The sequence below is a fragment of the Bacillus sp. FG16 genome (assembly GCF_057809515.1).
The window spans coordinates 1-25,760 of the sequence record NZ_JBMDKC010000040.1 but is presented as its reverse complement, the minus strand read 5'-3'; the positions used below and the strand labels follow the sequence as shown (position 1 = coordinate 25,760).

Below are 25,760 nucleotides of genomic sequence, written 5' to 3'. Positions count from 1 at the left end.
CGAAAATTTGAGAAACATTTTTCAGACAATTCCAATCAAAAAAGAGGACATCCTATTGGATATCCTCTTTTTTACATATTTTATTGTTTTTTCAATTCAATTGCTAAATAATGAGATTGCTCTTTTGCTTCAATATGAATATCTTCTTCTACCGCTTCTGCTGCATCACGCATAACAAGATTTTCACCATTGATTACACTGCTTCCTTCAATTTGTACAAGGTACAATTGACGGCCTTCTTTCACTGGAAAATGAATTTCTTTTCCAGCCTCTAATGATAAGGAGTATAAATTCGCATCTTGGTGAATTTGAATTGGTGCATTTCCTTCTACTGAAGATACCATATGAAACCATTCATTTTCGCGCTTGCTCCAATCAAATTTAAACTCACCATAGTTTGGTTTATGATCCGCACGGTCTGGTAAAATCCAAATTTGTAATAAACGCAGCGTTTCATCGCCTAAATTATGCTCGCTATGAAATACACCCGTGCCAGCACTCATATATTGAACATGTCCACGCTCAATCGTTCCGCGATTTCCCATGCTGTCTTCGTGTGTTAAAGCACCATCTACAACGTAAGAAATAATCTCCATATCACGGTGCGGATGCATATCAAAACCAGTTTGTGCTGCTACTAGATCATCATTAATAACACGTAACGCTCCGAAGTTCATGTTATTTGGGTTATAGTAATTAGCAAAAGAAAAATGAAAATGTGTATTTAACCAGCCATGATTTGCTCTGCCCATATTTTTATGATCAACTTTTCTAAACATACCCTTCACCTCATACTATCTCGAATTCGAGATTTATTTTAAAATTTCTTCTTACTGTAACTTTTTTAGTAATGTTAATAATTGCTTTTGTTCCTCTATATTTAAATTATGAAACTTCTCTGCTTGGAACGTTTCTTGAGGTGGGACGATTTCCTCATATAAAGCTCTTCCCTTTTCTGTTAAAGAAATATATTTCGTAGTACCCTCTTGTTCACGCGAAATCCACTCAAGCTGCTCCATTTTATTTAAAAGCTGCGTTACATTTCCTTTCGTAACAAATAGCTTATTTCCAAGTTCTTGCTGCGTTAAACGATCATGTCCTCCAACTTGAGCTAACACATCAAACTGGGCGGCAGATACATTCCATTTCTTCAAATGCTGATTCGTCTCACGAATACTCTTATTATAAAAACGTGATAAACGAAACCATAATAGTAGCCCTAATCTATCTCCTGTTTTCATTTCATCACCTCGCTCGTTTTATACCATTAGTTTAGAACTAAACTTTATAAAAGTCAAATACTTATTTTTAATAAGCACAAAGAAAGCACAGCGCTATTTCTCCACTATGCTTTACATTAACTTTCTATTCTTATATTCATCCAATTTCCTCTCCGCGAACTTCCTCGCATCTTTTTCAATCCACCGCTCTTCGTACCGTTCACTTCCCACATACAATATATCTCTCTTATGCTGCATCGCATGGCGAAATTCATGCAGTAGCGTTTTGAGAACTTGTTCATACTCTTCCCACATACAAACGAAAATTAATTGCTTTTCTTTATGATAAAAACCACCTACTGGAAATAAGAACTCTTCTTCCTCTTCCCCTAATGATAGAAGCACATCGTTTGCATCACACGTATCACAAAAAATAACGGGCGTTTTACATGCTTCAATAAGAGAAAACAAATCCTCTCTCAGCTTTTTGACATCCCAAGGAAGCTCCGAATCCAACACATACCAATTCTCTACCTGTTGATATACATTTTGAAACTGGAGTTCCATTTTTCTATAATCCCCTTTCCAAGCACCCTTTTTCTATATGTATGCCACAATATGGTAAATATTAAACGTATTCTTTCATCCTTGAAAAAATACCAATAAAAAAGGAACCTATGTCGACATAGATTCCTTTTCCGTAATCACTTTTTTTTCATCACTTTTTTTAATACAAAATAACCAATTGCACAAACAATAGCAGCAAGTGCAAAGTATTTCACATATGGCCCCGCAACTTTATTAATGCTTTCCCACTCTGTTCCTAATTTAAAACCTAAATATACAAACACAATCGACCACGGAATAACAGCTAATGTAGTTAGCGTAATAAACTTAGCATGTGACATTTTCGCAATACCCGCTGGTATCGAAATAGCATGACGCACAACCGGAATAAAACGTGCAGTAAAGATAACGCCAGTTCCATAACGATTAAACCAATCTTCAGCATAATCAATATGTTTCTTCTGAATTAAAATATATTTTCCATATCGTTCAAGAACAGGTCTTCCTCCATATCGACCAATCCAATAAATGAATAGTTGTGCGATTACACCACCAATTGTACCGAACGCGACAGCGCCCCAAAATGTAATGCTTCCTGTTGATACTAAATAACCTGCATAAGACAATACGATTTCACTTGGAATAACCTCTAGCATTAATCCCAGCATAATTCCCCAATAACCAAGTCCTTCTAAAAAAACTAAAACTGAATGAATCAACTCTCCTAGCATCATTTACCTCTCTTTACTGTTTTCATTGCAAAAATAAAAGTACAAGCAGGAAATATCTTGTACTTTTATTTTTTTAAATTTAGTTAGTCTTCGTATCCCACTTAAAGATTTTATTTAAGAATTTATATACATTCTTCGACTCTTTTGTCAGGAGTGGTCCTAAAATGGATAGTATAAGCACGTATAGTGCTGAGAATGGTTTTAAGACTGACATTAAACCACCGGCGATACCGATATTAGCCATAATGATGGAGAACTCTCCTCTTGAAACGATTGTTAATCCGATATTTGTTGATGCTTTATGAGATAATCCAGCTTGTCTTCCTGCAATCATTCCCGCTACAAAGTTACCGATTATCGTAAGAAGGACAGCACCTAACGTTAACCATATCGCTCCGCCTAATGAGAACGGATCAATACTTAACCCGAAGCTGAAGAAGAAAATAGCTCCGAAAAAGTCTCTAAATGGAACAACAAGATGTTCAATTCGGTCACTATGCTCCGTCTCAGAGAAAACTAATCCTAGAAGAAGTGCTCCAATTGCTTCTGCAACGTGAATTGTTTCTGAAAAACCAGCAATGAAGAATAAAGAAGCAAATACTACAATAATAAAGATTTCATCTGAGCTAATATTGAGCAATTTATTTAATAACGGTGTAGCCTTTCTAGCTACTATAAAGAATAGAAGCATATATCCTAAAGCAATTCCAATTGAAGTAAGGGCACCTAAGAAGGAAGCGTGATCCCCAAGTACTAAACCAGAAACAACTGATAAATATACAGCAAGGAATATATCTTCAAACATAATAATTCCTAAAATTAATTCGGTTTCATTATTACCAGTTCTTCTTAAGTCCACTAACACTTTAGCAACGATAGCGCTAGAAGAAATCGTAATAATACCCGCAATAATTAAGATTTCTAGTAATGGGAATCCCATTATAAATCCGTATAACAAACCAAGTGAAAAGTTAATTAAAATATAAATCGTTCCGCCAATCGCAATAGAGCGTCCAGATTTAATTAGTTTTTTCATTGAAAATTCTAATCCTAGATAGAATAGAAGGAATAGAACCCCAATCCGTCCAAGGAAGGAAATTACACTTGCACTTTCAATAAATTTGAGATCGATAACACCTATTGTCGGTGCATGCGGTCCCACTAACATTCCAAGAACGATTAGAAAAGGAATTACTGAGAATTTAAATTTCCCTGCAATTACCGCTGCAATTGCCACTAAAACTAAAGCTGTACCAACTTCAAAAATTAACGTATCCATCTAGTCAGTCCCCCCTATTTGAAAGTAATTCATTAATGATTTTTTTAATTTCTTCTCTCTCACCTGAAACTACAAGCATATCTCCTTCTTCAATTACTGTTTCTGGTCCTGGATTAAATAGCTTCTTCATGTTCTTCTTCATAACTGCGATGATCGTTACGCTATATGTTTTTCTTATTTCAAGATCGCCAATTGTTTTTCCGATTGCTGGAGCTGAATTCTCCACTTTAAACCACTCAATCGCTAAACCTTCAAAAACCATCTCAACATTTTCTAACGCCCTAGGCTTATATACCATTCCACCTAATATTGCTGCGATTTGTCTTGCCTCTGAGTCACGTAGTGAAATACTTGAGATGCTTTCTTCATGGTCTGAATCAAAATGATACATTTCTCTACGTCCATCATCATGAATGACAATTACCATCTTTTCGTTACCTTTCGTAACGATTTGAAACTTATAACCAATACCCGGAAGTTCACTTTCTCTAATATTCATTTTTAGCTCCTCCACAACTTTTTTATTTTAATTTTCTGTTTTTCTGTCTTTTATTCATGCAATCAACTTTAGAAATTCTAACCACTCAGGATATTTGTGGTTTGGAAATCTTTTATTGTAATAATAAGTGGCCCCTAAAAAGATACTTAAAGATGTAATGATAAAAAATATATTGCTTCTCATTTTCAAACTCTCAAGGCTTACTTTCAATAAAGATTCTTCTCTCAAATTATCCCCACTTTCTCGCTTTAAATTTAGTTTTTTAAAATGTAAATAATTCTAAAAATATTATGATGTAACATAATCATAACACAAAAATGATTTAAGTAACATAACTTTTTAGAAAAATTGATTCTCGTATATTTTTTGCATATAATTTTCTTATTACGAAAAAAAGGAAGTGTATTATATGGTTGATATCTTTAGCAGATTCCTTGAGGTAACGAATAATATTTTATGGTCATATATTCTTATTGCAATGCTAATCGGCTTCGGTCTTTATTTTTCTTTTAAATTAAAATTTGTCCAAATTACTCAATTCAGTGAGATGGTCAGTTTAATTAGTAAAGGATTCAATCGAAAAGAAAAGAAGAAAGATAGCATCTCTCCATTCCAAGCATTTTGCTTAAGTGCAGCAGCACGTATCGGTATCGGGAACTTAGCCGGTGTAGCACTAGCAATTTCAATGGGTGGACCTGGCGCAATATTTTGGATGTGGTTTATCGCGATTATCGGAGCAGCTACTAGTTTTGTAGAATGTACGCTTGCGCAAATTTATAAAGTAAAAGATGGAAGCAGGTTCCGTGGTGGCCCAGCATACTACATGGAAAAAGGGTTAAACAAACGCTGGATGGGTGTCTGGTTTTCACTTCTTATTACAGTTACGTACGGATTAATTTTCAATTCAGTTCAAGCCAATACAGTAACAATAGCGTTTGAAAATGCTTTTGGTCTAGAGCGAACGATCGTAGGAGCTCTATTAGCTGTATTAGTTGCAGTTATTATTTTTGGTGGTATTAAAAGTATTTCACGTATTACCGAAATGATTGTTCCTCCAATGGCAATCGTTTATATCGGTGTGGCTGTTTTTGTTGTTATAAAAAACTTCAATATGTTACCAAGCATTTTCATGGAAATATTTAATGGTGCATTCGGATTAGATCAAGCCATCGCTGGTGGTATTGGTGCAGCAATCAAATACGGAATTCAGCGCGGTTTATTTGCGACAGAAGCAGGTATGGGTAGCTCTCCTAATGCCGCTGCAACTTCAGATGTATCTCACCCCGCTAAACAAGGATTCGTTCAAGCATTAGGTGTTTTCGTAGATACATTCTTAGTATGTACATCAACAGCATTTATCGTATTATGTTCTGGACTTTACAAAGGATCGAATTTAGAAGGTATCGAATTAACACAAAACGCATTAAGTTCACAAATCGGACCGTGGGCAACCACTTTCTTAGCGATTATTATTTTCCTATTCGCTTTCAGTTCTCTACTAGGAAACTACTATTATGGTGAAACAAATATTGCATTCATTAAAGAAAGTAAAACATGGTTAATGATTTATCGTGTTGCAGTTGTCGGAATGGTATTCTTCGGATCAATCGCTGCTCTTAAAACAGTTTGGAGTTTAGCTGATTTATTCATGGGACTAATGGTATTCACAAACTTAATTGCCATCTCATTCCTTAGCAAATTTGCTTACGCTGCATTAGTAGACTATTTGAAGCAGAAGAAACAAGGAAAAGATCCTGTCTTCGTTGCAAACTCTATCCCTGGCTTAAAGAATACAGAGTGCTGGGATGGACCGGATGTAGAAGAAAAGCAAAAAGCTGTTTAACAAATAAAAGCGGAAGCGGCTCATTTAGAACAAGAGCCATATCTCAAACAAAGGCCCTATTACTTCACCGTAATAGGGCCTTTTATTTACAACAGTTCATAATTTGTTCAAATTAATTCCAGCAAAAGGGTTGATTTATAGAGATTACTAGATTATAATAATTATAAATTAGTAATTGATATCACATAACAACTCAAAAGGAGATTGATCATAATGAACAAACAAGTAATCGAAGTATTAAACAAACAAGTAGCAAACTGGAGCGTTTTATTCACAAAACTTCACAACTTCCATTGGTACGTAAAAGGACCTCAATTCTTCACATTACACGAGAAATTCGAAGAACTTTACACAGAATCAGCTACTCACATCGATGAAATTGCAGAACGTATTTTAGCAATTGGTGGCAAACCAGTAGCAACAATGAAAGAATACTTAGAACTATCTTCTATTCAAGAAGCTGCATACGGAGAAACTGCAGAAGGGATGGTCGAAGCAATCATGAAAGACTACGAAATGATGCTAGTCGAACTGAAAAAAGGCATGGAAATCGCTCAAGACTCTGACGACGAAATGACATCTGACCTACTACTAGGTATCTACACAGAACTAGAAAAACACGCTTGGATGCTACGTGCGTTCTTGAATCAATAATAGACTTTAAAGCGGAAGCGGCTCGTTCAGAACAGGAGGGTGTTGGAACTCCTGATTACGAGGCGCTTTTTGCCTCGAATGAAGGAGTGAAACAACCGACTGTTCTAGCCGCTGGAGCTGGATATTAATTTAAAGCGGAGGTGACTTGCTCAGAACAGGAGGGCATTGGAGCTCCTGACGAAGAGGCGTTTTTTGCCTCACAGGAAGGCGCGAAATGACCGACTGTTCTAGTCACTGGAGCTGGATATCATTAAAAGCAGAAGCGGCTCGTTTAGAGTCGCTTTTTTATGTAATGGTCGCACTTAACGGTACACGAAATTATATCAACGATTTTTCAAATATATCGATCATAACTCGCAATATATCAACGATTTGACAAAGGATATCAATTTGCCGACAAATCACGACAATATCAGCGCCCCTCTCCCCTACTTTTATCAATATATTACAATCTCATCTATGTTAAAATATAGGAAACACCCTTTAGTATCATAGATCCAAAAAGCTTTTCCAAATTCATCATTTACTACTTAAATGACGGGAGTGGTTCAGTTGAAAGACTACTTAATTAGAGCATTTTTTGCGTTGATAACAGTTGGGGTTCTCTTACTTATAGCTAATATTTTCAATATACGTGTCGAGGTTAAAGACTATGCTTTCCTCGTTGTCGTAGCAATTGGTGGCGGATGGGGTGGCTGGTACCTGTATAAAAAACAAAATAAAAATAACAATAAAGGCATTCCGAAATAATATGGAATGCCTTTATTCTATATTACATAATTAAACTTAAACCAATAATAAAAGTAGTCCCCAAAAAATATCATAAAAACCCATATTCTATGGTAAATAAAAAGAATTCATTTTGAATATAGAAACAGTCCAAAATCTTGCATAACAGAGGTATAACCCATTTGCCGCAACATTGTGGCTATATTCCCACGGTGATATGCTCCGTGGGTGACCACGTGTAGTATTGTTTCAGAAACCGTCGTATCTAGGTGCCCAGCATATGGATTATCAACCTCAACCACTTTTTCATAATCTTGTTGACTACTTAAAAGTACTTTATATCGTTTAGATAATTCATAAAAACTAGTTTTCATTTCCTCAATATTTTTTGTTTCCAGCTGCTCTCTCAATTGGTCTGTGTGTACCATTGCATCACTCATGCTTTTACCAGAAATAATCTCAAACCAGGCTAAATCTGTGAGGTATATGTGAGACATTACTTTTGCCACCGAAGAAAAACCACTCTTAACTTCCTTATGGAAAATGTCTTGCGGTAGTTCTTTTAAGCGATTTAAAATAACTTCATTTGCCCATAAGTGGTAATTATACATTTTTAATACAGAACGCCCCATGCTCATCTCTCCTCCAATTTTCACTTTAATGATTAGATTATGATACATAGCTGATTAAAAATTTCCAAAGGATTACATCTATAAAATTTATTCTGATTTCGATTAAAAAAACCTCTACTAACTTCATAAAAACATTCGGTATCTTCCAAAATCTGACCCTTTAACGGAACAATTATATATCACTCAATAATTCCTTACTCACCCTTTATTCAGATGTTCTTTTTTAATTCATCAAAACATCTCTCCATCTACTTCCCCTCTTCAAACGCTTCCACATCTCATTATCAATATATTGAACCAAATTAAAAACACATGCTTTTTTAAAATAAACTTACATGTGTTTCCAAAGACATCTATAAAAAACAAAGCAATCAAAATGATAAAGGCATTCCAAAGTAATATGGAATGCCTCTTTTATTGCCTTCTGTAATAAATAATGAAATTCAGACCACTAATACAACCAATCGCAATAAACATACAAAACGATTGTGGATCTCCACCTAGATTATACTCATCAACGATAAAACCAATCATAAAGAGCGTTATCGCCGAAACACCGATACACAATATCGAAATAAACCAAAGCGAAAATTCATTAATTAGCTCTTTCTTCTGTGTTGAAACAATTAGCATAACAAGAATAGACGCTGCTAAAATACTTTTAAAAACCGGACGTAAATACACAAACTCCTCCATCTATTTCTCCTTTCCCAAAAACATTACATCTAAACATTAACATATTTAACCAAATTAAAAACACATGCCTTTTTCAATTAAAACGACATGTGTTTCCGTATTTGCTATGATAGTTGCTTCCACTTCGTTCCCAAAACAGGACGCTCATAATTTTGGATTGCATGAATTAGTTTATCTGCCGTCTCAGCTGAAACGATCAATTCTTTATTTGATGGATTCATAAATCCTTCTTCTGCTGCACGTTCAACCATTTGCAGAATTGGTCCATAAAAACCTTTTATGTTTAATAAACCAACTGGCTTATTGTGTATACCAATTTGTGACCAACATACAACTTCAAATAGTTCTTCAAACGTTCCGTATCCGCCTGGAAGCGCAATAAAAGCATCTGCAAGCTCTGCCATTTTCGCTTTACGTTCGTGCATTGTTTCTACTTCAATTAATTCTGTTAATCCTGTATGTACAATTTCTCCTCGAAATAGACCGCGTGGCATAACACCTGTTACACGTCCACCTAAACGAAGAACTTCGTTTGCTACTTCTCCCATTAATCCAACGCATGAACCACCGTATACGAGCTCATACTCGTTCTCAACAAACATTTTACCTAACTGAATTGCCTGCTCTTTAAACTCTGGTCTCTCCCCTAAATTAGAACCTGCAAACACACAAATCTTTCTCATTCCTACACCCCGAAACTATATATTGTTATGATACAATTGACATTGTACAACATATTGAGGAGATGAGGAAGAAATGGATATCGTTGCATTCCAAAGATGGGTTGAGGAATTTTACGAAAAACGAAGCTGGTCACAGTATAATGCCTTTATTCGCTTAAATTTCTTAACTGAGGAAGTTGGGGAAGTTTCACGAGTCGTTCGCGCTATTGAAATCGGCCGCGATCGCCCTGATGAAGATGCGAAAACAGAAGAAGAGCTAAAACAAGAACTAAAAGAAGAACTTGGCGATGTACTATCTAACCTTATTATTCTTTCGCAAAAATATGATTTAGATTTACAAGACATTATGGACGCACACGTCACAAAGCTTTCGAAAAGATTCGAAGCATCTAAATGAGAATATTATCAATTATGGTATAATATTATTGTCACAATACTAAGGGGGATTTTATGTTATCAAAAAAATTGCACGACGCATTAAATGAACAAATGAACTTTGAATTTTACTCTGCCCATGCTTATATGGCAATGGCTGCTTACTGTACAGCTGAGAGCTATGATGGATTCGCTAACTTTTTCCTTGTACAAGCTGAAGAAGAACGTTTCCACGCAATGAAGCTTTACAACTATATTAATGACCGCGGAGAGCGCGCTATTATTACTGGATTTGATAATCCGAATAACGAATACGAATCTGTATTAAACGCTTTTGAAGTCGCACTTGAGCACGAGCGTGAAGTAACGAAACGTATTTACAACTTATCTGATATCGCTTGGGATGAGCGTGAACATGCAACAATTACATTTTTAAAATGGTTCGTTGACGAACAAGTAGAAGAAGAAGCTTCATTCGATAGCATCATCCAAAAACTAAAACGTATTACAAGCGATTCAAACGCACTGTTTATGCTAGATGCTGAATTAGAGAAACGTACATTTACGCCTCCAACTGAGTAATATTTCAATCACCTTAATACATGTATTAAGGTGATTTTTTTGTTTGCTCTCTATCTTAAAATCACCTTAAATTTCCTCATATTTGACATAGTGCCAGATATAAAATGGTATTATTTTCAATATAAAAACGAATATACGAGGAGAGGAAAAATGAATCAACGTGTAGAATCTGTTGATGCAATTCGTGGTTTCGCTTTGTTTGGCATTTTACTAGTCAATATGACATTAATTCAATTTGGGTTCTTCACCAGTGAAAAACCCACTTATCTATTTGGCGATCTTGATAAAGGTGCTAATTGGTTTATTCAATTTTTCGGCACACATAACTTTATATCCCTATTTTCTTTTCTATTTGGACTTAGCATTATTTTGTTACAAAAAAGTATTATCGCAAAAGGAAAAAAATTCTTCCCCACATACATAAGACGTATTATCATTCTTTTACTACTCGGCTACATTCATGGCACTTTTGTTTGGGAGGGAGATATTTTATTTGCATACGGAATAATCGGGATTTTTTTAATGATATTCATCAATCGAAAACCGAAAACTTTGCTCATTTGGGCGATTATTCTACTCGCACTTATTACACTTATGTCTTATCAAACTGATCCATCTACAAATATAAATGATTTCGCACCTTATACTGAAAAAGAACATAAAGTCCATCAAACTGGAAGCTATATGGATCACGTCAACTTTAGATTGACTGAAAATCCTTTTGATTACATGGGAATTGACGGTGCATTCGGATTATTTTTTATATCAGTTTTCGCAATAATTTTTATGTCTCCACTGTTCCTACTCGGAATGTATGTAGGGAAAAAAGGCTGGCTATTTGAGGTCAGTAAACATATACCTGCTGTCAAAAAAATATGGTTTGCCACCGGTCTCTTCTCTTTTACAATTAAAATCTTAGCTATGTTCGTAAAGCACCCGCTTTTAATTATGTTACAAGATGGCCTTACACCAGTAACTATGACCTTCTTTTACGGAAGCACAATCATTTTATTATTCCATTACAAAAAAGCAACCCGTCTACTAACATACATGGCGAACACGGGGAAAATGTCCGTTAGTAATTACTTAGCACAATCTATTATCGCAACAACCATTTTTTACGCATATGGATTTGGCTTATACGGGAAAATCGGATATTTCTTCGGTATTCTTTTAACCATCGGAATTTATACAATTCAATTATTCGTTAGCACCTATTGGCTCCAGAAATACCGAATGGGGCCAGTGGAATATGTGTGGAGACTGGGAACTTATTTAGAGAAACCACGTTTTAAAAGAAACTTGGATAAAGCAAGTTAAACAAAAAAAGCAATGAGCCTACGCTCATTGCTTTTCTTAATTTATTAAAGCATAACCCCAACGATAATCGCTGATAATATACTTACTAACGTTGCACCGTATACAAGTTTTAAACCGAATGATGAGACAACGTTTGCTTGTTTGCCATCAATACTCTTCGTTGCACCTGCGATAATTCCGATAGATGAGAAGTTCGCAAATGATACAAGGAAGATAGATAAAATACCTACTGTACGAGCTGATAAATCGCCAGCTACTTTTCCAAGGTCAAGCATTGCAACGAATTCGTTCGTTACTAATTTTGTTGCCATAATTTGTCCTGCTTGTAACATCTCTGATGTTGGAATACCCATTACGAATGCTAATGGTGAGAAGATATATCCTAAAATGCTTTGGAATGTGATTCCGAAAATTGAATCGAATACACCATTAATTGCTGTAATTAATGCTACGAAACCGATTAACATCGCCGCTACTGTTACAGCGATAGAGAAACCAAGCATAATATATTCGCCTAACATTTCAAAGAATGTTTGTTTCTTGTCTTCTTGTAATTCTAAAATATCGTCTTCTTCTTTTACTTCATATGGATTAATGATATGAACGATAATGAATCCACTGAATAAGTTTAATACAAGTGCTGTTACTACATATTTTGGATCAATCATTTTCATATAAGAACCGACGATTGACATCGATACTGTAGACATTGAAGATGCACAAAGTGTGTATAAACGATTTTTCGGTAATTTGCTTAGTTGATCTTTTACTGTAATGAATACTTCCCCTTGACCAACGATTGCAGCTGCTACCGCATTATATGATTCTAGTTTTCCTAAACCGTTAACTTTACTTAATAGGAAACCGACTGCACGAATGATAATCGGTAAAACTTTAATATGTTGCAGGATCCCGATTAATACTGCTAAGAAAATAATCGGTAATAATACTGTTAAGAAGAATGGTGCTTGTCCATCGTTTGCTAGACCACCAAATACGAAATTAACCCCAGCTTCCGCAAATTTTAAAATAGAACCAAATCCATCTGCGATTCCTTTTACTAATACAAATCCGACCTTTGTATTTAGTAAGAAATACGCAAGTACCAATTGAATGACAAGCATAAGTGCAATTGGTTTATATTTAATCTTCTTACGATCTGAACTGATAAGGAAACCTAGTACAAACACTACAAGTAAACCGACTAGAAACATTACTATTTTCATATGTGAATCCCCCACTTCTCCCACGAATTGTTGGTCGTATAACGTATAACGAATGACGTCTGACCATTGTTGTTAAAAAAATTTAAAACCCCTAAAACTATTCAACTGTCATCTAAAATCAGTAAGCGTTTACATAAATTGCAATTTATAAAAGGTAGCTTCTTCTCTCCTACCATACTTGAAAGTCTGAAATTGATACCACCTACAAATCAAATTGTAAGCGTTATCTAGGTGAAATGCAATATAAATTTTAAAAGATTTTTATATGTTAATATATTCCTAATTAATTGGTTTTTTCATGCAAATTTACCATAAAAAAATAGCCCTAGCTATGAGCTAGAGCCATCCTTTTTTATAACATAACACCAACGATAATTGCTGATAGAATACTTACTAATGTCGCACCGTACACAAGGCGTAGACCGAATGATGATACAACATTTGATTGATTTTCATCGATACCTTTCGTTGCACCTGCGATAATTCCGATAGATGAGAAGTTCGCAAATGATACAAGGAATACAGAAAGAATACCAACTGTACGAGCCGATAAATCACCAGCTACTTTTCCAAGATCAAGCATCGCAACAAACTCGTTTGATACTAATTTTGTTGCCATAATTTGTCCCGCTGTTACCATCTCCGCTTGCGGGATACCCATTACGAATGCTAATGGTGAGAAAATATATCCTAAAATAGCTTGGAATGTAATACCGAACATTGAATCAAACAAGCTATTGATTGCTGTAATTAATGCTACGAAACCAAGTAACATAGCTGCTACTGTAATCGCGATTGTGAAACCAAGCATAATGTACTCGCTTAGCATTTCAAAGAATGATTGTTTTTTCTTATTTTCTAATTTCAGTGTATCTTCTTCTTCTGTAATATCGTACGGGTTAATAATATGAATGATAATGAAACCACTAAATAAATTTAATACAAGTGCTGTTACTACATATTTCGGTTCAATCATTTTCATATAAGAACCAACAATTGACATCGACACTGTCGACATAGAAGATGCACATAATGTATATAAACGATGTTTTGGGATTTTACTTAATTGATCTTTTACTGTAATAAATACTTCTGCTTGTCCAACAATGGCAGCTGCTACTGCGTTATATGATTCTAGTTTTCCTAGACCATTTACTTTACTTAACAACGTACCAATAGCACGAATAAATATCGGTAAAATTTTAAAGTGTTGCAGAATTCCGATTAAAACCGCAAAGAATACGATTGGTAATAACGCTGTTAAGAAGAATGAAACCTCTCCTTTATTAACAAGACCACCAAATACGAAAACGATTCCAGCTTCCGCATATCCAAGAAGTGCGCCAAATCCATCTGAAATTCCTTTTACTAAAATATAACCAACTTGTGTATTTAATAAGAAATAAGATAATACTAGCTGAATAATAAGCATAATTGCGATTGGTTTATACTTAATCTTCTTTCGATCGGCACTTATAAGAAAACCGAGTACAAATACAACGAGTAATCCTACAAGGAACATAACAAACTTCATTAATAAAATCCTCCATTTAACTCTTCATTAACGTTGAACGTCTGACCATTCAAAACAAGAAATAATCCGAACTTTCCATTTCTCCTCCAAAATCTTCAATCGGATAGGAAAGATCATAAAACCTCTTATTTCAAAGGCATTTTCCATTCTAACATAAATCACAACTCATATCCGCACTTTTCTTAAAAAAATACATTTTATTATGAAACATTCATGAATGTTCGTCTTTTTCATTATAAAGCGAAACTTTAATGAGCAGAAGTTTCACTTCACACAAATAGCTGAACCAACAAAAAATGAGCATCAAGTTTCACTTGATGCTCACCTCATTATACCGCTTTTTCTTTATCAGCTACCGCTGGCTTATCCCAACACTCTGTATTGTTCAAACCTGGAATAGACTCCGCATAAAAGACTGGATCTTTCCCTTGTTTCTTTTGCTTAATATAATCTGATAACGCTGCGAAAGCGTACTTAGAAAGGAATACAATTGCTACTAAGTTAATAACAGCCATAATTCCCATAAATAAATCTGCTAAATCCCAAACGATTTGAATTGTCGCTACAGACCCTAGCATAACCATACCAAGTACAGCAATGCGGTATGCATTTAATAACACTTTACTTCCATTTAAGAACTCAATATTTGTTTCACCATAGTAGTAGTTACCTACTAATGAACTGAATGCAAACAAGAAGATTGCCACTGCCACAAATATAGAAGCCCATGGACCGATATGTTGACTTAACGCCTGCTGCGTTAATTGAATTCCATTTAAATCAGCTGCATTATGCACGTCTGATAAAAGAATGATAAATGCTGTACAACTACAAATTAATAATGTATCTGTAAATACCCCTAAAGTTTGAATGAAACCTTGTTTAACTGGGTGCGTTACGTTCGCAGTCGCTGCTGCGTTTGGCGCACTACCCATACCTGCTTCATTTGAGAATAATCCACGTTTTACCCCTAATAAAATCGCAGCTCCTAATCCTCCGCCTACTACTTCTTTAATTCCGAAAGCATGTAAGAAAATTTCTTTAAATACATATGGAATTGCCGTAATGTTTGTTACAACAACGAATAATGCCACTGTTACATAAATAATTGCCATTACTGGAACAATCATTTCAACCGCGCGAGCAATTCGTTTTACTCCGCCGAAAATAATAATTGCAAGTAAACCAGCCATAACAAGACCTACTAATCTGCTATCTGTTTTAAATGCACCATCAAAGGCAGCTGCTACAGTATTAGACTGTACAGCGTTAAAAATCAATCCGAAACTTACTGTTATTAGAACAGAGAACACAACACCTAACCAGCGTTTCTTTAAACCCTTTTCCATATAATATGCTGGGCCCCCACGGAATGCATTCCCATCTTTTACTTTATAAATTTGCGCTAATGTGCTCTCTACAAATGCAGAAGCACCCCCAATTACCGCGATTAACCACATCCAAAATACTGCTCCTGGACCACCTGCTGAGATCGCAATAGCTACACCAGCTAAGTTACCAGTACCTACACGAGAAGCTGTACTCATACAAAACGCTTGGAATGATGATACACCGCTCTTCTCTTTTTGCGCTTTTCTCGTTTTCGAGCTTGCCCCATCCCCAAGCAAACGAATCATTTCACCGAAGTAACGAACTTGGACAAATTTCACACGAAATGAAAAATAGAGTCCTAACCCAATTAACATCGCAATAATGACATATGACCAAAGGACATTATTTACATCCCCAATTACCTTAGTTAAAAAATCCATATTTGCATTGCCCCCTCTTCCTAACAATAAGAAAATTATATTCTAAAAACTTTAAGTAATCAAGAACTTTATGTTAGGTTTCGTGACATGAGTATGTCACTTATATTAACATACGTGTTTTTTTACATAAAAATCTAGCCATTACATGCATTTATCCTCTTCGACCAGTCATACTTTTAAAACAGTACGTTCCCTACAAATAACGAGAGAGAAATAAACAAAAACGTTATATTAATAATTACCTCTCATCCTTTTCATCATTTACTACAACAAAAAAGGCGAGCATCGAATTTACCTCGATGCTCACCTTTTCAATTACACTGCTTTTTCTTTATCTGTTACCGCTGACTTATCCCAACACTCTGTATTCGTTAAACCAGGAATAGAATCTGCACTGAAGACTGGATCTTTCCCTTGTTTCTTTTGCCTTACATAGTCTGCCAATGCAGCATACGCAAATCGACCAAGAAGTGTAATCGCAATTAAGTTCGTGATTACCATTAGACCCATAAATAAGTCTGCCATATTCCATACAACTTGAAGCGTCGCAACAGAACCGAATAATACCATTCCAACTACCGCAATACGGTAAATCGTTAACCACGTTTTGCTTTGCTTAATGAATTCAATATTTGTTTCACCATAATAGTAGTTTCCTAGAAGTGAACTAAATGCAAATAAGAAAATAATAATCGCTAAGAAACTGCTCGCCCATGGGCCAATTTGTGAACTTAATGCATTTTGTGTTAATTCAATACCTTCTAAATTCGTTGCTTTATATGCACCAGAACATAGTACGATAAATGCTGTTGATGTACATACTAAGAATGTATCTACTAATACTCCAATTGTTTGAATAAAACCTTGTTTCGCTGGATGCGTTACATCAGCTGTTGCTGCCGCGTTCGGCGCACTACCCATACCTGCTTCGTTCGCAAATAATCCGCGCTGAATACCATATTTCATCGCAGCACCGATACCGCCACCTACAGCTGAATCTAATCCGAATGCACCTTTAAAGATTTCCGTAAACACATCTGGTATTAAATAGAAGTTTTTAATGACAACAAAAATAGCTACCGCAATATAAATAAGCGCCATTGGCGGAACAATCATTTCCGACATACGTGCAATACTTTTTACACCACCAAAAATAATAACCCCAACTAATGCAGCTAATACAATACCAACAATATAACGCTCTAAGCCAAATGCATTTTCAAACGCTAATGTTACTGTATTTGCTTGTACTGAGTTGAAAATTAAACCGTAACTAATTGTAATCAGAATAGAGAACCAAATCCCCATCCAACGTTTATTTAAACCTTTTTCCATATAGTAAGCAGGACCACCACGGAAGCCACTGCCATCTTTTATTTTATAAATTTGTGCAAGCGTACTTTCTACGAAACTTGAAGACGCACCGATAATCGCAATAACCCACATCCAAAATACAGCTCCGGGTCCTCCCATAGAAATAGCTAACGCTACACCAGCTAAGTTCCCGATACCAATACGAGCTGCAGAACTCATACAGAACGCTTGGAACGATGATACGCTGCCCTTTTTACGTGTCTTGCCAGTTAGTCCATCACTCATTAAACGAATCATTTCCCCTAAATGAGTAAGTTGTACGAATTTTAATTTAATAGAAAAATAAAGCCCTAAACCAATTAACATTGCAATAAGAATATATGACCAAAGAATCGTATTCGTCGACGAAACGAATTGTTCCAAAATATTCATACAATTAACCCCTCCTTTTCTCCATAAATCGAATTATATTCAAAAAATATTCAAAAATCAACATTTTTCGACATCTTGCGACTTCCAAATATTAGGTCCCTTCCAATGGATGCATTGTTCTTTTGTGATTTTACTTTCACAAGCTGTGCATACTAAACAAAAAATAATTTCATAAACAACACCATTGACAAAAATACATAACTGTAACTATAATGGTTACAACGGGTTGTAACAAACCTAATTACAATACATTCATTCATTTTCAGATATACACTTTAACAAAACACTTTGGAGGGATTTATTATGAAAATTGGAATTATCGGAGCAACTGGTAAAGCTGGAAGTCGTATTTTAAAAGAGGCATTAGATCGCGGACATGAAGTAACTGCAATCGTAAGAAATGCTGCAAAAATTACAGAAGAAAACGTAAAAGTTTTAGAGAAAGATGTATTTTCTCTTACATCTAACGATCTACAAGCATTCGATGTAGTTGTAAATGCATTCGGTGCTCCAGCAGGACAAGAACACCTTCACGTAGATGCAGGAAACGTACTTATTGAAGCTGTGAAAGGTGCACCAAATACAAAATTACTTGTAGTTGGCGGAGCAGGAAGCTTATTTGTAGACGAAGAAAAAACAACACGTGTATTTGATACACCAGGTTTCCCGGGCGAATACCTTGCAACAGCTCAAAACCAAGGTAAAAACTTAGAAATCTTGCAACAAACAAATGATATCACTTGGACATTCATCAGCCCTTCTGCACTATTTGCATTAGGAAAACGCACTGGTTCTTACAAAGCTGGCAAAGACAATCTTCTTGTTAACTCAAAAGGTGATAGCTACGTAAGTTACGAAGACTTCGCAGTTGCAGCACTTGATGAAATTGAAAACCCAAAACACGTAAACGAACGCTTCACAGTAGTTTCTGAAGCTGAATAATAGAAAAAGCTCGTAAAACATTATGTTTTACGAGCTTTTTCTTATTATTGCACTTGCTCTAATCCATTTTGAGTAATCTTAAAGAATATTTCTTGCCCCTTCATCGCATCCTCTTTTTTAACTAACTCATTCTTTTTGTACCAATTCAAACGACTCGGTTCCGCATGGTATACTTTCAACACGTCTCCATACTCAAATGCCGTTCCATTTACTTGCTCAGCGAAATTCTTTGAAGTCTCTTGTCCTTCTGCCGTTACATGCTTTTTCTCATTTCCATTTTGATCATAAATCGTAAGGCCTATATACTGTTCATTTACAAAGCGATAATGAATCTCATCATTTGTAAATGTTGCATGTAATTTCTTTTCAGCGTAGTTTAACGTAATAATTGAACGTGTTACATTAGACACACCTTGATATACTATGCTATCTCCATATGTAACTTCCACAGATACTTCTGTCACTTTCTTATTCCCAAAGCGATCTTTCGTTTCTACTTTCACTTTTTGTTCGCCAATCTTTGTTGTATCCGGCTTTTCTACAAATCCGAGTACTTCTCCATCTTTCACCTGAACAAAGTTTTTCGCTTCTAATTTTTCAGCGTCCGTTCCGATTACTACTTTTTGTGGGACTGCTGTTACTTCTTGCTGCGCTTCCACTCTCTCGAAACCTTTTTCCGTTAATTTAAAGTACAACTCTCGTTTCCCTTTACCGTTACTTACAAACTCATTTTTTTGATACCACTTCAATCGATCTGATTCTGCATGATATACCTTAATAACATCACCATAAGCGAATTCTACACCATTTAACTGTTCTGCAAAGTTTTTCGAACTCTCTTGCCCTTCTGCCGAAGCAACCTTCTTTTCATTTCCATTTTGATCATATAGCGTGATTCCCATATATTTTTCATTCTCAAAACGATAATGAACTTTAGCATCCGTAAATGTTGCCTGTAGCTTTTTCGCATTATGATCCGCAGTTACGATAGAACGCGTATTATTACCATCACCTTGGAAGACTAAGCTATCGCCATAGATGACTTCCAATGGCACTTCCGTCACTTTCTTATTTCCAAAACGATCTTTCGTTTCTATTTTCACTTTTTGTTCACCGATTTTTGTTGTATCCGGTTTTTCTACAAATCCAACTACTTCTCCATCCTTCACTTGAACAAAGTTTTTCGCTTCTAATTTTTCGACATCTGTTCCGATTACTACTTTTTGCGGTACTGCTGCTGTTACTTCTTGTTGCGCTTCCATTCTCTCGAAACCACGCTCTGTCACTTTAAAGATTACTTCATGAACACCGTACTCTGTATTCACTAGTTCATTCTTGTTATACACTTTAAATCTATCAAACTCTTTTTGGTATACCTTTACCATATCCCCATATTCAAACGCCATTCCGTTGAATTGTTCTGCAAATCCTTTTGTATTCTCAGATGCTTTTACTGATAGAGCTTTCTTCTCTTTTCCATCTTTATCGTATACAGTCATCCCCATATACTTCTCATCTGCAAATGACGTATGCATTGGACTTTCTGAATCTGTTGTACTGAATTTCTTTTCTTCATGTTTTAACGTGACAACTGACTTAATATTACTTTCATCATCCCATGTACCGAAGAACATAATGCTGTCTCCGTAAATGACTTCTAACGGTACTTCCGTCACTTTCTTGTGCCCAAAACGATCTTTCGTTTCTACTTTTACTTTTTGTTCACCGATTTTTGTTGTATTCGGTTTTTCTACAAATCCAACCACTTCTCCATCTTTCACTTGAACAAAGTTTTTTGCATCTAATTTTGCAACATCAGTTCCGATTGTCACTTTTTGTGGAATTACTGTTACTGTTTGCTCAGATTCCAATCTTTCAAATCCGTTTTCAGTAATTTTGAAAAGCAGTTCCTTTATCTCTTTATTTTTCCCTTCTCCCCCATATACACCTTTTTGATACCAATGTAAGCGAGAAGATTCTGCATGATACACTTTCAACACATCTCCATACTCAAATGCTAATCCATTTACTTCTTTGGCAAAAGCTTTTGTATTCTCCAAACCTTTTACCTCTATATTTTTCTTCTCTTTTCCCTCTTTATTGTACATTGTGAATTCAAAATACTTCTCATCTCCAAAGTAATCATGGATCAAATTACTCGTATCTGTCGCACTCATTTTCTTTGTATCATGATGTAACGTTATAATTGATTTCATATCGTCAGTGCCATAGCTTAGTCCGTATACAAGTAGGCTATCTCCATACGTTACTGTTAGAGGTACTTCCGTCACTTTCTTATTCCCAAAACGATCTTTCGTTTCTACTTTTACTTTTTGTTCACCGATTTTTGTTGTATCTGGTTTTTCTACAAATCCGAGTACTTCTCCATCTTTCACCTGAACAAAGTCTTTCGCTTCTAATTTTTCAGCGTCTGTTCCGATTATTACTTTTTGCGGTACTGCTGTTACTTCTTGCTGGGCTTCCATTCTCTCAAAGCCCTTTTCTGTTACTTTAAATAATAATTCTTTCTCTACCTTCGCCTTACCTTGTCCGATAAAGTCATTATTTTGATACCAATTAAAGCGATCTGATTCTGCATGATATACTTTAACAACATCACCGTACTCGAATTCTAGCCCATTAATTGCATTCGCAAATTCTTTTGCCTTTTCAATACCTTTTACAGTTGCTTTCTTTTTCTCAATCCCATTTTGATTTAGTAATGTAAATTCAAAATACGTCTCTTCTTTAAAATAGTGGTGCACTGGATTTAAATCAGCTGTCGCACTAAATTTTTTCTCATTATGTTGCAATGTTACAATTGATTTAATATCTGTATTATATTTAAGCCCTTTAAATACTAAACTGTCTCCATATGTCACTTCTAATGGAACTTCCGTCACTTTCTTATTTCCAAAACGATCTTTCGTTTCCACTTTTACTTTTTGTTCACCGATTTTCATTGTATTCGGTTTTTCTACAAAACCAATTACTTCTCCACCTTTTACTTGAACAAAGTTTTTCGCTTCTAATTTTTCAGCGTCTGCCCCGATTACCACTTTTTGTGGTACTGCTTCTACTTCCTGTATACCGTCTATTAGTTCATATCCTTGTGGAGTAATCTTAAAGAACTTTTCTTTTTTATTCTTAGCTCCACCTTGCTCTACAAGTTTATTACTTTGATACCAATCGAAGCGACTTGGTTCTGCATGATATACTTTCATAATATCGCCATATTGAAGTTCAACACCTTCAAGTTGCAAAGCAACTTTTTTAGAATTTTCTTGCCCTTCTATAGAAATATTTTTCTTTTCATTTCCATCCTTATCATATAAGGTAATCCCTACATACTTTTCATTTTTAAAGCGCTCATGGAACTCATTACCAACGAAAGAAACGTTGATTTTCTTTTCATCATGAAGGAGTGTTATAACAGAATTTACCTCATCACCGTAACCTTTAAATACCATAGTATCTCCATAAAGACTGTTAACTGGAACAGAAATGAAATTCCTCTGTCCTTTCTCATCCTCAATTTCTACTAATACCGCTCTTTTTCCAACCTCTAAATCCGGCCACATAATTCTACCTGTTACTTTTACATTTTCACCCAAATTTCGAACAAGACTATTCGCTAGATTTTCATTAAAATTCGCACCAACGATGAGATTTTGTACCACATTAGACGCTTCACCATAAGGAAGCCCGCCATATGGTTTCACTTGTTTTTCACGAATAATATTACTATCTGTTGCTTTCCATATTTCTTTTTCTAATTTAGGCAAATTTAAATTTCCGATTTTTTCTCTAACCTCATCATTTGGACTTAATCCCCATTTCTCAAAAAACGGCACTAAGTTTTGTTCAGCCGCTTTCGATGCCATATAAATAAACATTTGCTTTTTATCTTCATCTGAAGCAGGCATTTCAAATTCTGGTAATAAGCGATACATTTGATGTAAATTAGGGTAAAAATGCTCTCCATAAGCTAAATCAAGTTGCCAAAACATTACTAGTTTCTCAAATTCTTTCATCTTTTTTTGAGCATCAGGATTATCTAAGTAGGCAAAAGCTTTTTTATAATGACCATCTTCTTCTAGACTTGATTTATTGCCTAACATCCTTTGAACCGATAATGAATATATATTTACTGTTACTTCTCCTACACCTGACCAAAACCAAGGAGCTTGCTGATGTAAATGCCCTACTTCATGCCACGGTCCCCAGCCATCTCCTTGTAATCTCTTTATATTTAAAACCCTATCCATAGTCTCTGGAACATACCCTGTATGATAATGAGTAGCAAACATCCAATCATCTTTATCTGGTTTTCTCTTTTCAACAAATTGGATATAGTGGTTTGGAGCTTTTGACAACCCTACACCATCTTCAGATAATCCTGCTACAGAATTTTCAAAGCGAATAATCTTATCATGTAGCCTCATTAATTCTACTGGATCCGTCTCTCCCATATAGTTTTCCACTGCTTCAGGACTTGCAGTAATTAAACTTCTCTCACCCTTCAATTCAACTGCATAAGGATTTTTATACTTCTTTAACATTGCATCCCAATCTTTTTTTGTGTGTTTTCCTAAGATAAATAATGGAAAATGACTTCCTCCATGAATAACTGAAGCCGCTACTTCGCCATCATTATTCATATTATAAAAATACAGTATTCCACCTCTTGAAGATGAAATATTATTTTCACCAGGTTTTAACTCAAATTCTTCAAACCCTTTTTCATCGTATGACTTCGTTCCTATGAACGCTTTAATAGATTGCGTTCCTTTTATTTCAATTTTAATTTCTTCATTTGGACTAGCATAAATTCCAGTTGGTTCATTCGCTGAAAGTACATAACGTACTTTCAAGCGTTTTTGCTCTTCTTCAATACTACCTTTCCCAGGCAAATGAAACGTTCTCTGCTCCAAACGATTCTCTTTACTCTCTTCCAACTGCCCGCCCTTATTCTCTTCCAAAGGCGCCGCATATCCTTTCGATGCTTCGAAAGCTACTGGTGATAATAATGTAGATATACAAATACCAGCTACCAATACCCTACTCTTTTTCTGCTTTGACATAATCTGTGTCCCCTGTCCTTTTTTTAGACAAACCACCCTATATATTCATTTAATAAGAAATCCTATTATTTTTATAAAAACATTTAATGAATAGACTAATACCTCTCGCACCTATATCAATTACTACCGCATTTCTCTAAATATATTCGCTTTCTTATATTGTAAAATTTTTTATGTATTACGCCCCCTCACTTCTCTCTACTTGTGATGAGTTCTCTTCTTACATAAAAGGAAAAATAGTAAAAGATATATTTCAGTCTCGTCATCTATACATCTAAAAATAAAAATAGCAATAAAACCTTACATTTTCTTCATATATGACCATCTATAGGTAGTTTTTCCAAATGAATTTTACACGCTTTTACCTGCATTTAATAGCCTCCCCCCAAGAATAATATTACAATTTTGTGAATTTAATCTGTTAATCGTAACGTTAGGATTTTATTATATTTATATTATTTTCAAATATAATTTACTCTGTAAAAACACTATTTCTATCCCTTTTATTATTTTTTTAATATAATTTTAATCCTCACATACAAAAAGCATTGGCATACGCCAATGCTTTCTCATTATCTCTTTTGATTCGGTTTATGCGGTTCATTTGGAGTATATGGCTTATTTGGTTTATTTGGAGCCTCAGCCTTTTTCCAACTTACCGCTAACTCTGGACTTGTTTTTTCTTCACTACGCTCAAGTAATACTACTGCATTTTGAATAGTCGGTGTACCTTTATGCGCAATCCCTTGTAGTTTCGTTAAATTTCCTGATACTTTAAAGCTAAATCCACCAGCTGGTGTTTGTTTCGGAATTAAAATGCGGAACTTTTCTCCTACATTAAATTCTGTTTTTGTTTCGCCTTTTTCATTTGCAAATTTCACGCCCGCTGGTGCACCTGTTGCTTGCACTTTATATGTTCCGCTTTTTGCATTTGTTTCTACTGTATATAAACCTGTTTCAAAGAAATCATTTTTTAATACTGCTTCTTGTTCTTCTGTAGGAGTTACACTCATCGTAATTTCTTGTAACTCTTCACTAGCGTTTGCTTTTGCAACGATGTCTTTCGTTACTTTCTCTACATTTTTATTGCGGAAATCTAAATCATTAACATCAATTTGTTTTAACGCATTCCACACTGCCAGCTGCGTTGCGTAATGCGCCTCTCTCCAATCAGATACTCCTAATTCTTGTGGGCTCTTTTGTGGATATCCATTCAACAGTACACGGTACACATTAATATCCACTTTACCCATTTCTGGTAAATCTTGACCACTCGGAGATTTTAAATCTACATTTAAGCAAAATGCAATTTTTCCATCTGCCGTTTTAATAAGTTCTGTTCGAATTGGTTTCTTCTTTGACTTACTATAACTCCAATCCATTTCATACTTTGTATGGTCCATAACTTCTGCGAATGCTTTTTGAAGTGGGAATAATACAAATAAGACACTTAAAAACATAGCTACAAGTTTGAACGATTGCTTTATATTCATGTTTACAGCCCCTTAATAACAAACTTAATACTAAGTAGTATTTAATTAGAAAATATTTTTATGCACAAAAAAAGAGTGCATAAAAGCACTCTTTTTTCCAGGCTGTGGAGAAAGTCTTCTCTACAGCCTGTTTTTGTGTCTGAACCTCTTTTT

The 25,760-nt window shown here is 35.2% G+C and carries 24 protein-coding genes; 9 read left to right on the top strand and 15 right to left on the bottom strand.

Translation table 11 applies throughout. The features are described 5' to 3' along the window. Positions 1-80 precede the first annotated feature (80 nt). The 6 genes from ACODS7_RS16045 to ACODS7_RS16020 form a co-directional block, all read right to left on the bottom strand. Positions 81-779, bottom strand: coding sequence for a pirin family protein (locus ACODS7_RS16045; protein ID WP_000488928.1), 699 nt, complete (start codon positions 777-779; stop codon positions 81-83). A gap of 51 nt (positions 780-830) precedes the next feature. Continuing rightward, positions 831-1,241, bottom strand: coding sequence for a MarR family winged helix-turn-helix transcriptional regulator (locus tag ACODS7_RS16040; protein ID WP_016079803.1), 411 nt, complete (start codon positions 1,239-1,241; stop codon positions 831-833). Positions 1,242-1,352: 111 nt separating this feature from the next. Continuing rightward, complete coding sequence (locus tag ACODS7_RS16035; protein WP_043935782.1) at positions 1,353-1,787, bottom strand: DUF3920 family protein; 435 nt, start codon at positions 1,785-1,787, stop codon at positions 1,353-1,355. A gap of 137 nt (positions 1,788-1,924) precedes the next feature. Then, positions 1,925-2,518, bottom strand: a complete 594-nt coding sequence (uptA, locus tag ACODS7_RS16030) for an undecaprenyl phosphate transporter UptA (RefSeq protein WP_000900216.1) — start codon at positions 2,516-2,518, stop codon at positions 1,925-1,927. Between the two features lie 79 nt (positions 2,519-2,597). Then, positions 2,598-3,797 (bottom strand): cation:proton antiporter, encoded by a 1,200-nt coding sequence (locus tag ACODS7_RS16025; protein WP_000380223.1) that lies wholly within the window; start codon positions 3,795-3,797, stop codon positions 2,598-2,600. A 4-nt stretch (positions 3,798-3,801) separates the two neighbouring features. Next, positions 3,802-4,296, bottom strand: coding sequence for a cation:proton antiporter regulatory subunit (locus ACODS7_RS16020; RefSeq protein ID WP_016079800.1), 495 nt, complete (start codon positions 4,294-4,296; stop codon positions 3,802-3,804). 409 nt (positions 4,297-4,705) lie between these two features. Between ACODS7_RS16020 and ACODS7_RS16015 the strand changes: the two genes are divergently transcribed. From ACODS7_RS16015 to ACODS7_RS15995, 5 genes are all read left to right on the top strand, one after another. After that, the gene (locus ACODS7_RS16015; protein WP_029443550.1) at positions 4,706-6,139 is read left to right on the top strand and encodes an alanine/glycine:cation symporter family protein; all 1,434 of its coding nucleotides are present in this window, start codon (positions 4,706-4,708) and stop codon (positions 6,137-6,139) included. A 213-nt stretch (positions 6,140-6,352) separates the two neighbouring features. After that, positions 6,353-6,793: a Dps family protein gene (locus ACODS7_RS16010; protein ID WP_016079798.1), complete on the top strand. Its 441-nt coding sequence runs from the start codon at positions 6,353-6,355 to the stop codon at positions 6,791-6,793. Then, entirely contained in the window at positions 6,763-6,921 is a 159-nt protein-coding gene (locus tag ACODS7_RS16005) for an NADH dehydrogenase (RefSeq protein WP_080990856.1), read from the top strand. Before ACODS7_RS16010 ends, ACODS7_RS16005 begins: the two co-directional genes overlap by 31 nt. 86 nt (positions 6,922-7,007) lie before the next feature. After that, entirely contained in the window at positions 7,008-7,169 is a 162-nt protein-coding gene (locus ACODS7_RS16000; RefSeq protein WP_243168261.1) for a hypothetical protein, read from the top strand. A gap of 176 nt (positions 7,170-7,345) precedes the next feature. Beyond that, a complete protein-coding gene (locus tag ACODS7_RS15995) occupies positions 7,346-7,543 on the top strand; it encodes a hypothetical protein (RefSeq protein ID WP_016079797.1) in 198 nt (65 codons plus the stop codon). Positions 7,544-7,650: 107 nt separating this feature from the next. Here ACODS7_RS15995 and ACODS7_RS15990 read toward each other — a convergent pair whose 3' ends face one another. From ACODS7_RS15990 to ACODS7_RS15980, 3 genes are all read right to left on the bottom strand, one after another. Further along, complete coding sequence (locus ACODS7_RS15990; RefSeq protein WP_016079796.1) at positions 7,651-8,154, bottom strand: DinB family protein; 504 nt, start codon at positions 8,152-8,154, stop codon at positions 7,651-7,653. A 414-nt stretch (positions 8,155-8,568) separates the two neighbouring features. Continuing rightward, positions 8,569-8,850 (bottom strand): hypothetical protein, encoded by a 282-nt coding sequence (locus ACODS7_RS15985; protein WP_016079795.1) that lies wholly within the window; start codon positions 8,848-8,850, stop codon positions 8,569-8,571. Between the two features lie 104 nt (positions 8,851-8,954). Further along, positions 8,955-9,533, bottom strand: a complete 579-nt coding sequence (locus ACODS7_RS15980; RefSeq protein WP_001225756.1) for an LOG family protein — start codon at positions 9,531-9,533, stop codon at positions 8,955-8,957. Between the two features lie 73 nt (positions 9,534-9,606). On the opposite strand from ACODS7_RS15980, the gene ACODS7_RS15975 reads away from it, so the two are divergent. The 3 genes from ACODS7_RS15975 to ACODS7_RS15965 all read left to right on the top strand — a co-directional run bounded on the left by ACODS7_RS15975 (position 9,607) and on the right by ACODS7_RS15965 (position 11,810). After that, the gene (locus tag ACODS7_RS15975) at positions 9,607-9,930 is read left to right on the top strand and encodes a MazG nucleotide pyrophosphohydrolase domain-containing protein (RefSeq protein ID WP_000355746.1); all 324 of its coding nucleotides are present in this window, start codon (positions 9,607-9,609) and stop codon (positions 9,928-9,930) included. A 53-nt stretch (positions 9,931-9,983) separates the two neighbouring features. Further along, positions 9,984-10,490: a ferritin gene (locus ACODS7_RS15970; protein WP_029443553.1), complete on the top strand. Its 507-nt coding sequence runs from the start codon at positions 9,984-9,986 to the stop codon at positions 10,488-10,490. A gap of 150 nt (positions 10,491-10,640) precedes the next feature. Beyond that, positions 10,641-11,810, top strand: coding sequence for a DUF418 domain-containing protein (locus tag ACODS7_RS15965; RefSeq protein WP_243168262.1), 1,170 nt, complete (start codon positions 10,641-10,643; stop codon positions 11,808-11,810). Between the two features lie 44 nt (positions 11,811-11,854). Here the strand turns inward: ACODS7_RS15965 and ACODS7_RS15960 are convergent, their stop codons facing one another. The 4 genes from ACODS7_RS15960 to ACODS7_RS15945 form a co-directional block, all read right to left on the bottom strand. Next, positions 11,855-13,036, bottom strand: coding sequence for a NupC/NupG family nucleoside CNT transporter (locus ACODS7_RS15960; protein ID WP_000706853.1), 1,182 nt, complete (start codon positions 13,034-13,036; stop codon positions 11,855-11,857). Between the two features lie 352 nt (positions 13,037-13,388). Next, on the bottom strand, positions 13,389-14,570 hold the full coding sequence (locus tag ACODS7_RS15955) for a NupC/NupG family nucleoside CNT transporter (RefSeq protein WP_000673845.1): 1,182 nt from the start codon (positions 14,568-14,570) through the stop codon (positions 13,389-13,391). Positions 14,571-14,899: 329 nt separating this feature from the next. Next, complete coding sequence (locus ACODS7_RS15950; protein ID WP_243169254.1) at positions 14,900-16,342, bottom strand: alanine/glycine:cation symporter family protein; 1,443 nt, start codon at positions 16,340-16,342, stop codon at positions 14,900-14,902. A 315-nt stretch (positions 16,343-16,657) separates the two neighbouring features. Next, positions 16,658-18,088 carry an alanine/glycine:cation symporter family protein gene (locus tag ACODS7_RS15945; RefSeq protein WP_016079792.1) on the bottom strand — a complete coding sequence of 477 codons (1,431 nt, stop codon included), beginning with the start codon at positions 18,086-18,088 and terminating at the stop codon, positions 16,658-16,660. Between the two features lie 303 nt (positions 18,089-18,391). Here ACODS7_RS15945 and ACODS7_RS15940 point away from each other — a divergent pair, with 303 nt between their 5' ends. After that, positions 18,392-19,030, top strand: a complete 639-nt coding sequence (locus ACODS7_RS15940) for an NAD(P)-dependent oxidoreductase (RefSeq protein WP_000689910.1) — start codon at positions 18,392-18,394, stop codon at positions 19,028-19,030. Positions 19,031-19,074: 44 nt separating this feature from the next. Here the strand turns inward: ACODS7_RS15940 and ACODS7_RS15935 are convergent, their stop codons facing one another. Together ACODS7_RS15935 and ACODS7_RS15930 are read right to left on the bottom strand one after the other, a co-directional pair. After that, a complete protein-coding gene (locus ACODS7_RS15935) occupies positions 19,075-24,114 on the bottom strand; it encodes a putative mucin/carbohydrate-binding domain-containing protein (protein ID WP_243169253.1) in 5,040 nt (1,679 codons plus the stop codon). Between the two features lie 572 nt (positions 24,115-24,686). Next, positions 24,687-25,607, bottom strand: a complete 921-nt coding sequence (locus ACODS7_RS15930; RefSeq protein ID WP_029443556.1) for a thioester domain-containing protein — start codon at positions 25,605-25,607, stop codon at positions 24,687-24,689. Positions 25,608-25,760: the final 153 nt, after the last annotated feature.